A 15908-nucleotide genomic window follows, 5' to 3' on the forward strand; every position below is an offset into this window, starting at 1 on the left:
TATGGCTGAGGAAAAGAAGGGATTTTTCAAACGATTAAAAGAAGGACTCAGTAAGACAAGAAATAGTATCGTAGACAGTTTTTCTTCCGTGTTTGGAGCATCCCATATTGATGATGATTTTTATGAAGAACTGGAAGAGACATTCATCATGGCTGATATGGGATATGAGACAACGGAAAAGGTGATCGAGAACCTGAAAGAACGTGTCAAGGAGGCCAGGATCAAAGAACCTGCGGCATGCAAGGAACTGATCATCAATATCATAAGAGATCAGATGATGGTGGATGAAAGTGCATATGATTTTGAAAAGAAAAAATCAGTTATACTTGTGATCGGTGTAAATGGTGTCGGTAAGACAACTACGATCGGTAAGCTGGCAGCCCAGTATAAGAAGAGCGGTAAAAAGGTTCTGATCGCAGCCGCTGATACATTCCGTGCAGCCGCAATCGATCAGTTAAAGACCTGGGCGGATCGTGCAGGTGTAGAGATGATCTCTCATAATGAGGGCGCAGATCCTGCGGCAGTTGTATACGATGCGGTATCTGCTGCAAAGGCAAGAAATACCGATATTTTATTGATCGATACAGCCGGAAGACTTCATAATAAAAAGAACCTGATGGATGAGCTGGCTAAGATGCGCCGCATCATTTCCAGAGATTATCCGGATGCAAATGTAGAATCCTTGATCGTGTTAGATGGAACGACCGGACAGAATGCATTAGAGCAGGCAAGACAGTTCAGCAATGTAACGGAGATTGATGGTATCGTGATCACAAAGCTAGACGGTACAGCCAAGGGTGGTATCGCGATTGCAATTCAGGCAGAATTGAATGTTCCGGTTAAATTTATCGGAATCGGTGAGAAGATTGACGACTTACAGCGTTTTGATCCGTCCGCATATGTGGAAGCACTGTTCTCAGGCTTTGACGAAGACCGAAGCGAGCTTGACATTCTTATGGATGAAGCTGATCTATAATTATGAAAATCGTGCAATTTATTCTAGTAACTGTTAGAAAATAAAAAAGTAATGACAATGGTGGATAATAACTGTCTGAATATGAAATACAGAAAAAGGAGACTGACAATGGCAGAAGAACTTACATTAGAAAAATTTGAAGAGGCATATAATATAATTAAAAAAGTTGTTTTACCAACAAAGCTGGTAGAGAGCGAATATTACAGCAACCTGACAGGGAATAAAGTATTTTTTAAACCGGAAAATATGCAGCTTACCGGAGCGTATAAGATCCGTGGAGCATATTATAAGATCAGTACACTGACAGACGAAGAAAGACAGAAAGGTCTGATCACTGCATCAGCCGGAAATCATGCACAGGGTGTTGCATATGCAGCAAAAGCATATGGGGTAAAAGCAACGATCGTTATGCCATCGTCAACTCCTCTGATCAAAGTAAACCGCACCAAATCATATGGTGCAGAGGTTATCTTATATGGAGATGTATACGACGAATCCTGCGCATATGCATTAGAGCTTGCAGAAGATAAGGGTTATACCTTTATTCATCCATTCGATGATCTGGATGTTGCAACCGGACAGGGCTCTGTCGCAATGGAAATCATCAAGGAGCTTCCGTTTGTAGATTATATTCTTGTTCCGATCGGTGGTGGCGGACTGGCTACCGGTGTATCTACACTGGCCAAGATGATGAATCCGAATATCAAAGTGATCGGTGTAGAACCCGCAGGCGCAAATTGTATGCAGGTTTCTTTGAAGAATAAGAAAGTAACGACACTTCCAATGGTAGACACGATCGCAGATGGTACAGCAGTTAAGACTCCGGGATCAAAGATCTTCCCATACATTCAGAAGAATCTGGACGGTATCATCACAGTAGAAGACAATGAACTGATCGTCTGCTTCCTTGATATGTTGGAAAATCATAAGATGCTGGTTGAAAATTCCGGTCTGCTTACTGTTGCAGCCTTAAAGCATCTGAATGTGAAGGGACAGAAGGTTGTCAGCATCTTAAGTGGCGGTAATATGGATATGATCACATTTGCATCCTTAGTACAGCACGGATTGATTGCCAGAAGCCGTATCTTCACAGTTTCAACCTTGCTTCCGGATAAGCCGGGCGCATTGATGAATATTTCCAAGATTATTGCAGATTTACAGGGAAATATCATCAAACTGGAGCATAACCAGTTTGTATCGATCAATCGTAATTCGGCAGTTGAACTTGTGATCACACTGGAAGCATTTGGTCCGGAACATAAGCAGCTGATCATTAATACGCTCGCAGAACATGGTTACAGACCAAAGGAAAAAATGACAACAGGAATTTATAATTAATGATAAATGTAACTGTAAACGGAACAGAACAGATCAAATGTAATAAAGGAGATAATCTGTATCAGGTACTGACTGCGGCAGGATATGTCTTCGCAGGAAACTGCGGCATGAAAGGACGCTGTAACCGGTGTCTGGTATGGAATCAGGATACTGGCAGTTTTGTAAAAAGCTGCCAGTACATTGTAGATAGGGATATCTCGATACGGCTGGAGGAAGAACAGCTTACCGGTATTACAGGGCATAAGATGAATCTGCCAACCGAACAGAGAAAGAAGCCTGTTACTTCCGCATATGGCATTGCCATTGACATCGGTACGACTACGATCGGTATGGAGCTTGTGGATCTGAATGAGAAAGCAGTTAAATGCTCATTCAGTACGCTTAACTCACAGATCGCGACAGGTGCTGATGTCGTAGCGAGGATTCAAGCGGCAGATACAAAGGAAGGTCTGGAGCATCTGCGGTCACTTTTGTTTTCGGATATTCAAAAGGGTGTTGACCATATGCTTATAAATACGCCGGAAGCTGTAGATCATATCCGCAGATATGTTCTGGCAGGAAATGCAACGATGCTTTCGATCGCAGAAGGGCTTACGACAGAGAATCTGTTTGGATATCCGTTTACACTTAAGAATTCGGATATCCGGGTGATAGAACAGAATGACTTTATCGTTTCTCCATCTTTTGAGAATGCGGCTTCGGATGTTATCTGTCTGCCGAATATTGCGGCATTTTCCGGCGCAGATATTGCAGCAGGCGCAGTTGCCGCAGAGATTGATCGTGATTTCTCATATCGTATGCTGATTGATCTTGGAACAAACGGGGAGATCATTCTCTGTAATAAGGAATACGGAGTGGCGACCTCTGCTGCCTGTGGTTCAGCGTTTGAAGGATGTTTTCGTACAGCAAATGTATTCGGTTCGAATATATTTGACATGCTGGCATTATTGTTAAAACGGGGACAGATGGATGCGGAAGGAGTGCTTGCGGAACCGTATTTTGAATCCGGTATCTCGATGGGAAGCAACATGAAGATTGACATGGAGACGATTCGGGCATTTCAGCTTGGAAAATCAGCAATCCTTTCAGGAATCATGATGCTTGTAAGAGAGATCGGTATTGAGCTTTCCGATATTGCTGAAGTCTGTATTGCAGGAGGCTTTGGATTCCATCTAAATCTGACAAATGCAGTAACACTGGGACTATTCCCGCAGAGCTTTCAGGGGAAAATGAAGGTTCTTGGCAATACTTCACTTGAGGGCGCATATTTGTCCTTGATTGAACCGGGTTTTATTGATACAATAAACAGGTTTAAAGAGAAGATCCGGTATGTGGATCTGAGTAATCGTTCGGATTTTAATACAATATATATCGAGCATCTGCCGTTTCGGACATATTAGACCGGAATAAGTATGAAAGATAGAGTAAGCTGATATTCAGGAAGCTTTTTCATACATTTTGGAGATGCAGAGTTGAGGCGTAGAATATGGAATTACTGAGTATTGCCAGTGGTAGCAGTGGAAATTGCTATTATGTAGGCAATGAAGAGACACATCTGCTTGTAGATGCAGGCGTAAGTGGTAAGAAAATTGAAACAGCGTTAAATGAGATCGACCGAAAACCTTCTGATTTGAATGGAATTCTTGTAACACATGAGCATATTGATCATGTGAAAGGGCTTGGTGTTATGGCGAGAAAGCATGGCATACCGATCTATACAACAGGGGGAACAATCTCTGAGATTAAGAAAATGTCATCCGTTGGAACGATTGATGACAGCTTGTTCCATGAGATCGAACCGGATGAACCATTCTTTATCAACGATCTGTCGATCGATGCATCAGCGATTTGGCACGATGCCGCTGATCCGGTATGTTACAGTATCAGTGACGGAAAAAGTAAGTTTTCCATTGCAACGGATATGGGGAATTTTGATGACTATGTTGTAAATAAATTAAAGAATTCCGATATCATGGTGATCGAAGCAAATCATGATATACGGATGCTTCAGGCGGGACCATATCCATATTATCTGAAGCAACGTATTCTGGGAAACCGTGGACATTTGTCCAACGAGCGTTCCGGGCAGTTAATAAAAGCATTGTTAAACAGTCATATCAAAGCAATCCTGCTTGGACACCTGAGTAAGGAAAATAATTTTGAAGAGCTTGCATATGAAACGGTAAAGCTTGAGCTTTCAGATAATGAATATGCATCGGATGTCCGGGAATTTGGACTTGAGGTAGCGAGACGCGACCAGCCGGGAGCTTTGCTCACAGTCGGGAATTAATGATGATGAACCGTTCATCAGTTATAAAAATACTATTTGAAGAAGATTCTTTTGCATATCAAAAGAATTTATTATAAAACCAAATAAATGGTGATATATAGGAGGATACATACATCATGAAAAAAAGAATTATTACAGTAGTTGGTAAAGACAGCATCGGAATCACAGCAAAGGTCTGTGTATACCTTGCAGAGAACAGTGTCAATATCCTTGATATTGCACAGACAATTGTAGGCGGGTACTTCAATATGATGATGGTCGTTGATATACAGGAATCTTCAAAGTCAACAGAAATTATCGCAAATGAACTGAAAGAGATCGGCGATGAGATTGGTGTACAGATTAAGGTACAGCATGAGAAAATCTTTGAAACCATGCATAGAATCTAAGATTTAGAATAGAAATAGGCGAAAAGAGGTCACACTATGATTAGTATAAATGAAGTAATTGAAACCAATGCCATGATCAGCAAGATGAATCTGGATGTCAGAACGATCACAATGGGTATCAGCCTGTTAGACTGCGTTGGTGCGGATGTAGGAGAAACCTGTGAGAAGATCTACACCAAGATCACAACAAAGGCAAAGGATCTTGTATTTATCGGAAATGATATCGGAAGAAAATATGGTATTCCGATCGTAAATAAAAGAATCTCAATCACACCGATCGCATTGATCGGAAGTTCTGTTTGTAAGTCAACAGATGATTATGTAACGATCGCAAAGACATTGGATAAGGCTGCAGATGCCGTAGGCGTAAACTTTATCGGTGGTTATTCCGCTCTTGTATGTAAGGGCATGACTCCATCCGATGAACTTCTGATCCGTTCCATTCCGGAAGCACTTGCATGTACCGGTAAGGTATGCAGCTCTGTAAATGTCGGTTCTACAAAGACAGGTATCGATATGGATGCTGTAAAACTGATCGGTGAAATGGTAAAAGAGACAGCAGAGCTTACAAAAGAGGAAGATTCCCTTGGATGCTGCAAGTTCGTAGTATTCTGTAATGCACCGGATGATAACCCGTTTATGGCTGGTGCATTCCATGGCGTTACAGAGGGCGATTGCGTTATCAATGTCGGCGTCAGCGGTCCCGGTGTTGTTAAGAGTGCATTGGAAGAAGTTCGTGGTGAGAATTTTGAGGTTCTCTGTGAAACGATCAAGAAGACAGCATTTAAGGTTACAAGAGTTGGACAGCTTGTTGCAAAGGAAGCATCCGAACGTCTCGGTGTTCCGTTTGGTATCGTAGATTTGTCACTTGCACCTACACCCGCAATCGGAGACAGTGTTGGTGAGATTCTTGAGGAGATTGGTCTGGAATATGCCGGTGCTCCAGGAACTACAGCAGCACTTGCTTTATTAAATGATCAGGTAAAGAAGGGTGGTGTTATGGCTTCTTCTTATGTTGGTGGTTTAAGTGGTGCATTTATCCCTGTCAGTGAAGATCAGCGTATGATCGATGCGGTTTCAGCAGGTGCACTTTCTCTTGAAAAATTAGAGGCAATGACCTGTGTATGTTCTGTTGGACTTGATATGATCGCAATTCCCGGTGATACATCAGCAGCTACCATTTCCGGTATCATTGCAGATGAGATGGCACTCGGTATGATCAATCAGAAGACAACGGCTGTACGTCTGATCCCTGTTATCGGTAAGGGCGTTGGTGATCAGGCTGAATTTGGTGGACTGCTTGGCTATGCACCGATCATGCCGGTCAACCGGTTTTCATGTGAAAAATTTATCAACCGTGGAGGCAGAATCCCTGCACCTATCCACAGTTTCAAGAACTAATATAAATAACGGAGAATAAAATGAGAAAGCTTGCATTATCAGATGAGATTTTAATGAGTATCGAAAAACCTGCCAGATATATCGGAGGGGAATATAACAGTGTCATGAAGGACAAGGAACAGGTCGATGTCAGATTTTGCATGTGTTTCCCGGATGTGTATGAGATCGGAATGTCCCATCTCGGCATCCAGATTTTATATGACATGTTCAACCGGAGAGAAGATACCTGGTGTGAACGTGTTTATTCTCCGTGGCCGGATCTGCATAAGGTTATGAAAGAACAGCACATTCCGTTATTTGCCCTAGAGTCTCAAGATCCTTTAAAAGAGTTTGATTTTCTTGGCATCACTCTTCAGTACGAAATGTGTTATACGAATATCTTGCAGGTGCTTGATCTGGCTGAGATTCCGATCTGGTCGAAAGACCGGAAAAAAGGGGATCCGATCGTGATCGCAGGTGGTCCCTGTTCTTACAATCCGGAACCGATCGCTGATTTCTTTGATATTTTCTATATCGGAGAGGGCGAAACAGTGTATGGTGATTTGATCGAATTATATAAGATCTATAAACATTCCGATATGACAAGAGAAGAATTCCTGATCAAGGTGTCACAGATTCCGGGGCTTTATGTGCCGGCTCTTTATGATGTCACTTATCATGAGGATGGAACGATCGCATCCTTTGGACCGAAATATGAAGGCGTTCCAAAGACGATTCTGAAGCAGGTGGTTACGGATATGTCATCCGCTGTCTATCCTGAGAAGCCGGTTGTCTCTTATATGAAGGTCACACAGGACCGTGTTGTATTAGAGATCATGCGGGGATGTATCCGTGGATGCCGGTTCTGTCAGGCAGGGATGATCTATCGTCCGACCAGACCAAGGGATGTAAACGTACTGAAACATTATGCAGAGGCTATGTTAGATAATACCGGTCAGGAGGAGATTACCTTCAGTTCGTTAAGCTCCAGTGATTATCAGTCACTTCCGGAGCTTACGGACTGCTTGATCGAGAAGATGGACAACAATCATGTCAATATCTCCCTTCCATCCCTCAGAATCGATGCATTTTCCCTTGATGTTATGCAGAAGATTCAGGATATCAAGAAGAATTCCCTGACATTTGCACCGGAAGCCGGAACACAGCGATTAAGAAATGTTATAAATAAAGGTCTGACAAAAGAGAATATATTAAACGGTTCGTTACAGGCGTTCCTTGGCGGCTGGAATAAGGTCAAGCTGTACTTTATGATGGGACTTCCGACAGAGACTTATGATGATATTACAGGTATTGCAGACCTCTCAGAGGAGATCAGTGAACTGTATTTTGCAAATATACCAAAAGAGAAACGGGATGGTCGTGTCATGGTATCGGCTTCCGCATCTTATTTCGTACCAAAGCCATTTACACCATTCCAGTGGGCGCCGATGATAACACCGGAGGAATTCCAGAAGCGTGCGTATTTTGTTAAAGATAAATTCCGTGAAGCAAAGAACCACAAGAGTCTGAAATTCGCATACCATGAAGCGGATATCACCATCTTAGAAGGTTTGCTTGCCAGAGGTGACCGTAAGCTCTGTCAGGTAATCTATGATGTCTATCAGTCCGGACAGATTTTTGATGCGTGGACGGAATATTTTGATAAATCAAACTGGGACAATGCGCTTGAAAAGAATCATATTGATATCGGCTTCTATACCTATCGTGACAGATGTGTAGATGAGATCCTCCCGTGGGATTTCATAGATATCGGAGTGACAAGAAAGTTTATGGAAAAGGAATGGGAGCGCGCACAGGCAGAGGTCGTTACACCAAACTGCCGGATGAAGTGTTCCGGCTGCGGCGCAGCGAAGTTTGGAGGAGGTGTTTGTTTTGAAAATAAGAATTAAATACTCCAAACTTGGAAATCTGAAATTTATCGGTCATCTGGATGTCATGCGTTATTTCCAGAAGGAGATCCGCCGGGCAAAGCTGGATATCAGTTATTCCAAAGGTTATTCTCCACACCAGATCATTTCATTTGCAGCACCGCTTGCACTTGGGATTACATCGGATGGTGAATATTTTGATGCAGAATTTAATTCTGTGACAACTTCGGCTGAGATGATCGAAGCTTTAAATGCGGTATCCGTTGATGAGATACATGTTACGAAATGTGTGCAGATCCCGGAGAATGCAAAGAATGCTATGTCGATCGTTGCTGCATCGGATTATGAGATTACATTCCGGGAGCAAAATGATCTCAGTGAAAAACTACTTGCTTCCGTTGAAGAACTGAATAAACGGGACGAGATTATTGTATTAAAGAAAACAAAAAAGAGTGAAAAAGAAGAAAATATCCGTCCGGGTATTTTAAAGCTTGAACGGAGAGAAGACAGTATCTACATGCTGTTGCAGACCGGAAGTGTCTATAATCTGAAACCGGAATTAGTGGTAAAGGCATTATATGACCTTTGCGGTGAGACCTATGATTTCTTCCAGATCTATATTCACCGACTGGAAACGTATTATGACAAAGATGGCTCATTACAGCCGCTTTATATGGCAGGTGAAGAATTCTGATGAATAAGCTTGTAATAACAAATTATGAAGATCATATACTGGAAGCTGTCTATTCGGATGGAAAGTTGTCTGATCTGATGTTATTTGACCGACAGTCCATCTTGTCGAATATCTATGTCGGCAAGGTAGAAAATATCGTATCCAATATAGACGCAGCCTTTGTCGATATCGGTACAGGGCTTCCGTGCTATTATAGTATCACTGATAATAAACATATATTTTTAAATGCAAAAAAAGATTCTGTGTTAAAAGCCGGAGACGAGATTCTCATACAGGTAAGCAAGGATGCGATCAAGACAAAGAATCCGGTCGCTACGTCGGAAATTGAATTGAAGACAGAAAATCTTCTTGTGAATACATCAGGCAGGATTGGTATATCCGGGAAGATCCGAAAGAAAGAGACAAGAGATCATCTGCACCAACTGGCGAAGAGAGTATTGCCGGATGAATTTGGCTGTATCTTACGAACTGTCTGTCAGGAGCTGCCGGATAAAGTTATATTGTCGGATTTAAACGAACTATCTGAAAAATTAGAACAGATCATACAGACAGCAAAGACCAGAACCTGTTATTCCTGTCTGTATAAGAATGATGCGGAATATCTCGATTATTTTATATTAAAGCATAATGCAGGGCTTCAAGAGATCGTAACGGATCAGAAGGCGGTATTTGATGAATTCGAGACCTATCTGTCAGAGAAACAGATTACGGATGTGAAGCTTACCATGTATAATGATAAGAACTGTAATCTGCTGACTTTATATAATCTGCCAAGAGATCTGGAAAATCTGAAAAAGGAACGGGTCTGGATGAAGTCGGGCGCATATCTGGTGATTGAACAGACAGAAGCGATGGTCGTGATCGATGTAAATACCGGTAAATCGGTCGATAAACATTCTTTTGAGGAACATTTGCTCCGTATCAATTCTGAAGCGGCAGTCGAGGTATGCAGACAGTTAAGACTGCGGAATCTGTCGGGGATCATCGTAGTTGATTTTATAAATATGAAGCAATCGGGCTCAATGGATATTATAAAAGATATCCTTGAACAGGAGCTGGCAAAGGATTCTGTTCCGGCAGCATTTGTGGATGTTACTAAGCTTTCTCTGGTAGAATTGACCCGAAAAAAAATTCGCAAATCGTTGAAAGAACAGTTGACAAAATAAAACCAAAATGGTAGAGTGTACTAGTGTGCCGCACAGTGAGGTATAAGTTCGCATATTTTTATGCGACACCACAACTGGCGAGTTTGATTAAGGAGGTAAACCCTATGTACGCAATTATAGCAACAGGCGGTAAGCAGTACAAGGTAGCTGAAGGAGACGTAATCAGAGTTGAGAAGCTTGGAGCAGAAGCTGGCAGCGAAGTAACATTTGACGACGTTATTTTAGTAAGTACTGATTCAGACGTTAAATGTGGTGATGCAGTTGCAAACGCAACCGTTACAGCATCTGTAATTGGTGATGGCAAGGCTAAGAAGGTAGTTGTTTACAAGTACAAGAGAAAGACTGGCTATCATAAGAAGAATGGTCACAGACAGGCTTATACACAGGTTGAAATCAAGTCAATCAACGCATAATCTGTTATGATAAAGGTAACCATTTATAAAAACGCTAATTCAGACACAATGGGATTTTATGTATCCGGTCATGCAGGATATGCAGATTCAGGATCTGATATCGTATGTAGTGCTGTATCGGCACTTGCGATCACGGTTGTGAATTCTGTTGAACGCTTTTGTGAGGAAGCATTTCATGTAGACAGCGATCAGAAAAACGGAGATATGAAGTTTCTGTTTGATGAACAGCCGGGACATGATGCCTTACTGATCATGGGAGTGTTTGAGACAGGTATTACGGATATCAGTGAATCCTATAGTGATTTTGTTTGTATAACCTTTAAGGAGGTGTAATTGAAATGATGAAGATGGAACTTCAGTTTTTTGCTCATAAAAAAGGTGTGGGTTCTACTAAGAACGGCAGAGATTCCGAGTCTAAGAGATTAGGAGCTAAGCGCGCTGACGGTCAGTTCGTTAAGGCTGGAAACATCCTTTACAGACAGCGTGGAACAAAGATTCATCCAGGTCTTAACGTTGGTATCGGCGGAGATGATACATTATTTGCTACTGCTGATGGTATCGTTAGATTTGAGAGAAAGGGTAGAGATAAGAAGCAGGTTTCTATTTACCCTGTAGTAAATGAGTAATATTACTTAGTTTATGCATGTTATTAGCCGGAGTAAATATAGTTTATTCCGGCTTTTTCTTTACATACGGATGTATGTATAAAGGAGGAAAGCAATGTTTGCAGACAGAGCCAGAATATTTATCAGAGCAGGAAAAGGCGGAGACGGACATGTATCCTTCCGTCGTGAGAAATACGTGCCGGACGGAGGTCCGGATGGCGGAGATGGCGGCAAAGGTGGAGACGTGATCTTTGTAGTAGATGAAGGTTTGAACACCCTGACTGATTTCAGACATATAACAAAGTACAGAGCACAGGATGGCGAACCGGGCGGTAAGAGAAACTGTCATGGCGCAAATGGTGCAGATGTTGTATTAAAAGTTCCGCCAGGAACTGTCATTAAGGATTCTGAGACAGGAAAAGTGATCCTTGATATGGCAGATAAGAAAGAACCGGTCGTACTGTTAAAGGGTGGACGAGGTGGGCGAGGTAACCGTAATTATGTTACGTCAACCATGCAGGCTCCAAAGTACGCACAGCCGGGACAGCCGGCAAAAGAATTGATCGTCGATCTGGAACTTAAGTGTATCGCAGATGTCGGTCTTGTTGGTTTCCCAAGCGTAGGTAAATCAACCTTCCTTGCAAGAGTTACAAATGCAAGACCAAAGATTGCAGAATATCATTTTACGACACTGACACCAAATCTTGGCGTAGTAGATCTTGGTGAACATAACGGATTTGTTATCGCGGATATTCCGGGAATTATCGAAGGTGCGGCAGAAGGTGTCGGACTAGGTCTGGAATTTCTGAGACATATTGAGCGTACAAAGGTCATCATCCACATTGTAGATGCAGCTTCCATCGATGGCAGAGATCCGGTCAATGATGTAAAGATCATTAATGAAGAATTGAAAAAATACAACAAGGATATCGAAAGCCGTCCAACGGTTATAGCGGCAAATAAGATTGATGCCTTAGATGAGATCGGTTACGAGACTGTGATCGAGATGTTAAAGGAAGAATTCGAAAAAGACGGTGTGAAGATATTCCCAATCTCAGCAGTATCCGGTAAGGGTATTTCCGAGCTTTTATGGTATGTCAACGACCTTGTAAAGAATGCACCGGATGATGTAGTCGAATTCGAACCGGAGGTTGATCTCGATTTCCATGATAATCCGGATCTTCCTTTTGAGGTCAGCTACAATGAAGAAGATGACGTATATGTGATCGAGGGACCTCGTATTGAACGTATGCTTGGATATACGAATCTGGAATCAGAAAAAGGATTTGAGTTCTTCCAGAAATTCTTAAAGACAAACGGTATCTTAGACCAGCTGGAAGCGCTTGGAATCGGCGAAGGCGATACCGTTCGTATGTATGGACTGGAATTTGATTATTATAAATAAAGATAAATGTGATAACAAACCGGCAGGTGATTCTGCCGGTTACAGGATATAAGTTAGGAGTATACTATGACAAGTAAGCAGAGAGCATATTTAAAAGGACTGGCAATGAATATCGATCCGATCTTAAACATCGGCAAGAGTTCCCTGACACCGGAATTTACACAGTCTGTAAATGAAGCGTTAGAGGCAAGAGAGCTGGTTAAGATCTCAGTATTAAAGAATTGTCTGGATGATCCGAGAGAAATGGCTTCCATGATCGCAGAACGTACCAAATCAGAAGTCGTTCAGGTCATCGGCCGTAAGATCGTATTCTATCGTCCATCCAAAGAGCATAAGAAGATCGAGCTTCCAAAATAATATGAAAGATCAGAACATGAAGATTGGTATTTTAGGAGGCAGCTTTAATCCGGTTCATAACGGCCATCTGGAGCTTGTAAAACAGGCTCTGGCGCAGTTTGCACTGGATCAGATCTGGCTGATGCCGAATCATATCCCGGCATACAAGAAGTGGGACAGATCGGTTACAAATGAAGACAGACTCCATATGGTAGAGCTTGCAGTAAAGGATCATGACAGACTTCGTTGTTCGGATCTGGAATTACAGCGTGGCGGAGTTACCTATACCGTTGATACACTGGCACAGCTACATGAACAGTATCCGGATACGGAATGGTATTTCATCATGGGTGGGGATTCGATCCTTGCATTTGACAGCTGGAGAGAACCGGACAGGATTCTTTCTCTCTCTAAATTGATCGTTACAACGAGAGATCAGATCCAGGCGGAAGATATCGATGCCAAGATCCGGCATTTAAAGAAAATATATGCAGATGCGGATATCAGACAGATGCAGATCCATCCGGTTGATGTGTCATCGTCCGGCATCCGGGAAGCTGTTAAAAACGGACAGGATATATCAGGAGCCGTACCAATGGCAGTATGCCGCTATATTAAGAAATATGGGCTATATCAGACGGATGAAAACCTTGATCAAAATCTTGATCAACAGACAAATAATTGACGCAGATTGGTAAAACAGTATAATATAGTTCAGGAACAATTTACAGGAGAAGGGGCAGAACAATGAACAGACAGGAAATGAGAGAGAAACTTCAGAAGAAACTGACAGATCGAAGATTTGAGCATTCGTTAGGGGTAGAATATGTATCAGGCTGTCTGGCTATGGTACATGGTGTAAATGTAGAAAAAGCACTGACTGCAGGACTGTTACATGATTGTGCAAAGTGCCTTTCACCGGAAGAAAAGATCGAGCGTTGTACGAAGAATAATCTTCCGATCAGCGAATGTGAATATAATAATCCGGAACTCTTACATGCCAAGCTTGGGGCATTCTACGCAAGAGAAAAGTACGATGTAAAGGATCCGGATATCCTGTCTGCGATCGCATGTCATACCACCGGAAAACCGGCAATGAATATGCTTGAGAAGATCCTGTTTGTTGCAGACTATATCGAGCCGAACCGGAAACCATTAAAGGAGATCGAGGAGATCCGGAAGGAAGCATTTACCGATATTGACAAATGCATCGTTCATATACTGAAAAATACTTTATCGTATCTTGAGACCACAACGGATGATACTGATCCGATGTCAATCGATACCTATAATTATTATGTTGCTCATCAATCGGTAGCGGATAAGCTGAAAGAAGACGATATTTAAACAGGCAACATAAATAAACGGATGGGGTACAATATTAAAATCAATATACAGAGCAGGAGGAGCGTCATATATGAATACAGCACAGGAAATGGCAGCAATTGTTTATAAAGCCCTGGATGATAAAAAAGCCTTTGATATTAAGATACTTGATATTAAAAAGATCTCTGCTGTAGCTGATTATTTTGTTATTGCAGACGGAACAAACAAGAATCAGGTACAGGCGATGTGCGACAGTGTGGAAGAAGAAATGCACAAAGCCGGATATTCTTTAAAAAGTGTGGAAGGATATTCACAGGGAGGATGGATTTTGTTAGATTATTATGATATAATTGTTCATATCTTTTCGGATGAGGCACGCAGATTCTATGATATCGAACGCATCTGGAATGATGCAGCCGATGTAACAAAGGATTTACTTTCATAGATATGTTTTTGGGGTAGGTATGAACGATAACAGATTATTAAAAGACAATTATATAAAGATCAATCATATAGCAGCGAAGTGTATGCGTTTTTTTGTTGCACTGATAGTTGCGTTATGGGCATTTGCATTTTTCAGCAGAGAATGTAACCTTGTAGTGGTTACGATATGTATGGTTCTCTGCTGTATTTTTTCGCTTATTCCAACACTTGTTATTGACTTTTTCAAGCATGACAGGAATGAGGCAATCAAATATGTAGTCATATGTATCGCAGTTTTTAACTGTATGATATTGAGCTCTGTATTTTCCCATATGGCACTGGTTGTCTGGATCTTCCCAATCCTGCTGACATCGTTATATTATAATAAGACGCTGGTCGTATTTACTGCGCTGATGTCTACTGTCGGTGTTATCCTTGCAGATTTTATCAATCTTACATACTGTGATTTCATGGTTGCACCGATTTATCTGGACTATACAGACAGCATGGTCTTATCGGTATTTCCATGTGTGATCACGATTCTGATCCTGTCACTCGTTGCATATTTCATTGTATCCAGGAACTCTACGATGCTGAATTCCGTAATTGATAACGCAGAAGAAGTAAAGAGCAATCAGAAAGAGCTGATATTTGCATTTGCTGAATTATCCGAGAGTAAATCCAAATATACAGGAGAACACATCAAACGTGTAGCAGATTACATGCGGGTGCTCGGAAAGGCATCCGGTTTTGATGATGATTACGTAGATAAGCTGTCAACGGCTGCCATGATGCATGACATCGGAAAGCTTATGATCAGTGAGGAGATCCTGGATAAGCCCGGTAAACTGACAGATGAAGAATTTGCGATCATGAAAAGTCATGTTCTCTATGGTGATGCACTTCTGGAGCATTGTCCGGGTGAGATCATGCAGATTGCAAGAACGATTGCAAAGGAGCATCATGAACGCTGGGACGGAACAGGATATCTAGGTATGAAGGGTGAGGAGATTGCCTATATCAGCCGTTTAATGGCGGTATGTGACGTTTTCGATGCACTTACCTCTGAACGGTACTACAAGCGCGGATGGTCCGTAGAAGAGACGTATAATGAGATCGTAAGCCTGTCCGGAAAGCATTTTGATCCACAGGTTGTAGAGCTGTTCAAGCAGAACTTTGACGCATTCAAGGAGATCGCAGAGAGACAGCCGGATAAACAGGTATATTAATTAAAGATGATATAAATGTCAGACACAAATAGAATTTAATGTGAGCTAT

The 15908-nt window shown here is 41.9% G+C and carries 18 protein-coding genes; all 18 read left to right on the top strand.

Annotated elements, in window-relative coordinates; genetic code table 11:
- The first annotated feature begins 1 nt into the window (after position 1).
- Positions 2-976 (top strand): signal recognition particle-docking protein FtsY, encoded by a 975-nt coding sequence (gene ftsY, locus DWW85_RS03615; protein ID WP_021943902.1) that lies wholly within the window; start codon positions 2-4, stop codon positions 974-976.
- Positions 977-1084: 108 nt separating this feature from the next.
- On the top strand, positions 1085-2314 hold the full coding sequence (ilvA, locus tag DWW85_RS03620) for a threonine ammonia-lyase (RefSeq protein ID WP_021943901.1): 1230 nt from the start codon (positions 1085-1087) through the stop codon (positions 2312-2314).
- Positions 2314-3714, top strand: a complete 1401-nt coding sequence (locus DWW85_RS03625; protein WP_117807545.1) for an ASKHA domain-containing protein — start codon at positions 2314-2316, stop codon at positions 3712-3714. Before ilvA ends, DWW85_RS03625 begins: the two co-directional genes overlap by 1 nt.
- Before the next feature lie 86 nt (positions 3715-3800).
- On the top strand, positions 3801-4604 hold the full coding sequence (locus tag DWW85_RS03630) for an MBL fold metallo-hydrolase (RefSeq protein WP_021943899.1): 804 nt from the start codon (positions 3801-3803) through the stop codon (positions 4602-4604).
- 116 nt (positions 4605-4720) lie between these two features.
- Entirely contained in the window at positions 4721-4993 is a 273-nt protein-coding gene (locus DWW85_RS03635; protein ID WP_008400881.1) for an ACT domain-containing protein, read from the top strand.
- 36 nt (positions 4994-5029) lie between these two features.
- Positions 5030-6394: a PFL family protein gene (locus DWW85_RS03640; RefSeq protein ID WP_008400880.1), complete on the top strand. Its 1365-nt coding sequence runs from the start codon at positions 5030-5032 to the stop codon at positions 6392-6394.
- A gap of 20 nt (positions 6395-6414) precedes the next feature.
- Positions 6415-8283 carry a TIGR03960 family B12-binding radical SAM protein gene (locus DWW85_RS03645; protein ID WP_117807546.1) on the top strand — a complete coding sequence of 623 codons (1869 nt, stop codon included), beginning with the start codon at positions 6415-6417 and terminating at the stop codon, positions 8281-8283.
- Entirely contained in the window at positions 8258-8956 is a 699-nt protein-coding gene (locus tag DWW85_RS03650) for a TIGR03936 family radical SAM-associated protein (protein ID WP_117807760.1), read from the top strand. Before DWW85_RS03645 ends, DWW85_RS03650 begins: the two co-directional genes overlap by 26 nt.
- On the top strand, positions 8956-10122 hold the full coding sequence (locus DWW85_RS03655) for a ribonuclease E/G (RefSeq protein WP_117807547.1): 1167 nt from the start codon (positions 8956-8958) through the stop codon (positions 10120-10122). The genes DWW85_RS03650 and DWW85_RS03655 overlap by 1 nt, the downstream gene beginning before the upstream one ends.
- A gap of 104 nt (positions 10123-10226) precedes the next feature.
- On the top strand, positions 10227-10535 hold the full coding sequence (rplU, locus tag DWW85_RS03660; RefSeq protein ID WP_008400876.1) for a 50S ribosomal protein L21: 309 nt from the start codon (positions 10227-10229) through the stop codon (positions 10533-10535).
- A 6-nt stretch (positions 10536-10541) separates the two neighbouring features.
- Positions 10542-10868, top strand: a complete 327-nt coding sequence (locus DWW85_RS03665; protein ID WP_117807548.1) for a ribosomal-processing cysteine protease Prp — start codon at positions 10542-10544, stop codon at positions 10866-10868.
- Positions 10869-10873: 5 nt separating this feature from the next.
- Complete coding sequence (rpmA, locus tag DWW85_RS03670; protein WP_004850948.1) at positions 10874-11161, top strand: 50S ribosomal protein L27; 288 nt, start codon at positions 10874-10876, stop codon at positions 11159-11161.
- 94 nt (positions 11162-11255) lie between these two features.
- On the top strand, positions 11256-12545 hold the full coding sequence (gene obgE / locus DWW85_RS03675) for a GTPase ObgE (RefSeq protein WP_117784837.1): 1290 nt from the start codon (positions 11256-11258) through the stop codon (positions 12543-12545).
- Between the two features lie 66 nt (positions 12546-12611).
- On the top strand, positions 12612-12902 hold the full coding sequence (gene yhbY / locus DWW85_RS03680) for a ribosome assembly RNA-binding protein YhbY (RefSeq protein WP_021943892.1): 291 nt from the start codon (positions 12612-12614) through the stop codon (positions 12900-12902).
- 1 nt (position 12903) lies between these two features.
- Complete coding sequence (gene nadD / locus DWW85_RS03685; RefSeq protein WP_117807549.1) at positions 12904-13566, top strand: nicotinate-nucleotide adenylyltransferase; 663 nt, start codon at positions 12904-12906, stop codon at positions 13564-13566.
- A gap of 62 nt (positions 13567-13628) precedes the next feature.
- On the top strand, positions 13629-14228 hold the full coding sequence (gene yqeK / locus DWW85_RS03690; RefSeq protein ID WP_021943890.1) for a bis(5'-nucleosyl)-tetraphosphatase (symmetrical) YqeK: 600 nt from the start codon (positions 13629-13631) through the stop codon (positions 14226-14228).
- A gap of 70 nt (positions 14229-14298) precedes the next feature.
- Complete coding sequence (gene rsfS / locus DWW85_RS03695; protein WP_021943889.1) at positions 14299-14652, top strand: ribosome silencing factor; 354 nt, start codon at positions 14299-14301, stop codon at positions 14650-14652.
- A gap of 19 nt (positions 14653-14671) precedes the next feature.
- Positions 14672-15859 carry an HD-GYP domain-containing protein gene (locus DWW85_RS03700; protein WP_021943888.1) on the top strand — a complete coding sequence of 396 codons (1188 nt, stop codon included), beginning with the start codon at positions 14672-14674 and terminating at the stop codon, positions 15857-15859.
- Positions 15860-15908 lie beyond the last annotated feature (49 nt).

The organism is Clostridium sp. AF17-21AC (genome assembly GCF_003461365.1).
Taxonomy (GTDB): Bacteria; Bacillota; Clostridia; order Lachnospirales; family Lachnospiraceae; genus Coprococcus; species Coprococcus ammoniilyticus.

Bases quoted from the DNA above. Each gene is read 5' to 3' on its own strand.
- ftsY (WP_021943902.1), top strand. From the start codon at position 2: ATGGCTGAGGAAAAGAAGGGATTTTTCAAACGATTAAAAGAAGGACTC.
- ilvA (WP_021943901.1), top strand. From the start codon at position 1,085: ATGGCAGAAGAACTTACATTAGAAAAATTTGAAGAGGCATATAATATA.
- DWW85_RS03625 (WP_117807545.1), top strand. From the start codon at position 2,314: ATGATAAATGTAACTGTAAACGGAACAGAACAGATCAAATGTAATAAA.
- DWW85_RS03630 (WP_021943899.1), top strand. From the start codon at position 3,801: ATGGAATTACTGAGTATTGCCAGTGGTAGCAGTGGAAATTGCTATTAT.
- DWW85_RS03635 (WP_008400881.1), top strand. From the start codon at position 4,721: ATGAAAAAAAGAATTATTACAGTAGTTGGTAAAGACAGCATCGGAATC.
- DWW85_RS03640 (WP_008400880.1), top strand. From the start codon at position 5,030: ATGATTAGTATAAATGAAGTAATTGAAACCAATGCCATGATCAGCAAG.
- DWW85_RS03645 (WP_117807546.1), top strand. From the start codon at position 6,415: ATGAGAAAGCTTGCATTATCAGATGAGATTTTAATGAGTATCGAAAAA.
- DWW85_RS03655 (WP_117807547.1), top strand. From the start codon at position 8,956: ATGAATAAGCTTGTAATAACAAATTATGAAGATCATATACTGGAAGCT.
- rplU (WP_008400876.1), top strand. From the start codon at position 10,227: ATGTACGCAATTATAGCAACAGGCGGTAAGCAGTACAAGGTAGCTGAA.
- DWW85_RS03665 (WP_117807548.1), top strand. From the start codon at position 10,542: ATGATAAAGGTAACCATTTATAAAAACGCTAATTCAGACACAATGGGA.
- rpmA (WP_004850948.1), top strand. From the start codon at position 10,874: ATGATGAAGATGGAACTTCAGTTTTTTGCTCATAAAAAAGGTGTGGGT.
- obgE (WP_117784837.1), top strand. From the start codon at position 11,256: ATGTTTGCAGACAGAGCCAGAATATTTATCAGAGCAGGAAAAGGCGGA.
- yhbY (WP_021943892.1), top strand. From the start codon at position 12,612: ATGACAAGTAAGCAGAGAGCATATTTAAAAGGACTGGCAATGAATATC.
- nadD (WP_117807549.1), top strand. From the start codon at position 12,904: ATGAAAGATCAGAACATGAAGATTGGTATTTTAGGAGGCAGCTTTAAT.
- yqeK (WP_021943890.1), top strand. From the start codon at position 13,629: ATGAACAGACAGGAAATGAGAGAGAAACTTCAGAAGAAACTGACAGAT.
- rsfS (WP_021943889.1), top strand. From the start codon at position 14,299: ATGAATACAGCACAGGAAATGGCAGCAATTGTTTATAAAGCCCTGGAT.
- DWW85_RS03700 (WP_021943888.1), top strand. From the start codon at position 14,672: ATGAACGATAACAGATTATTAAAAGACAATTATATAAAGATCAATCAT.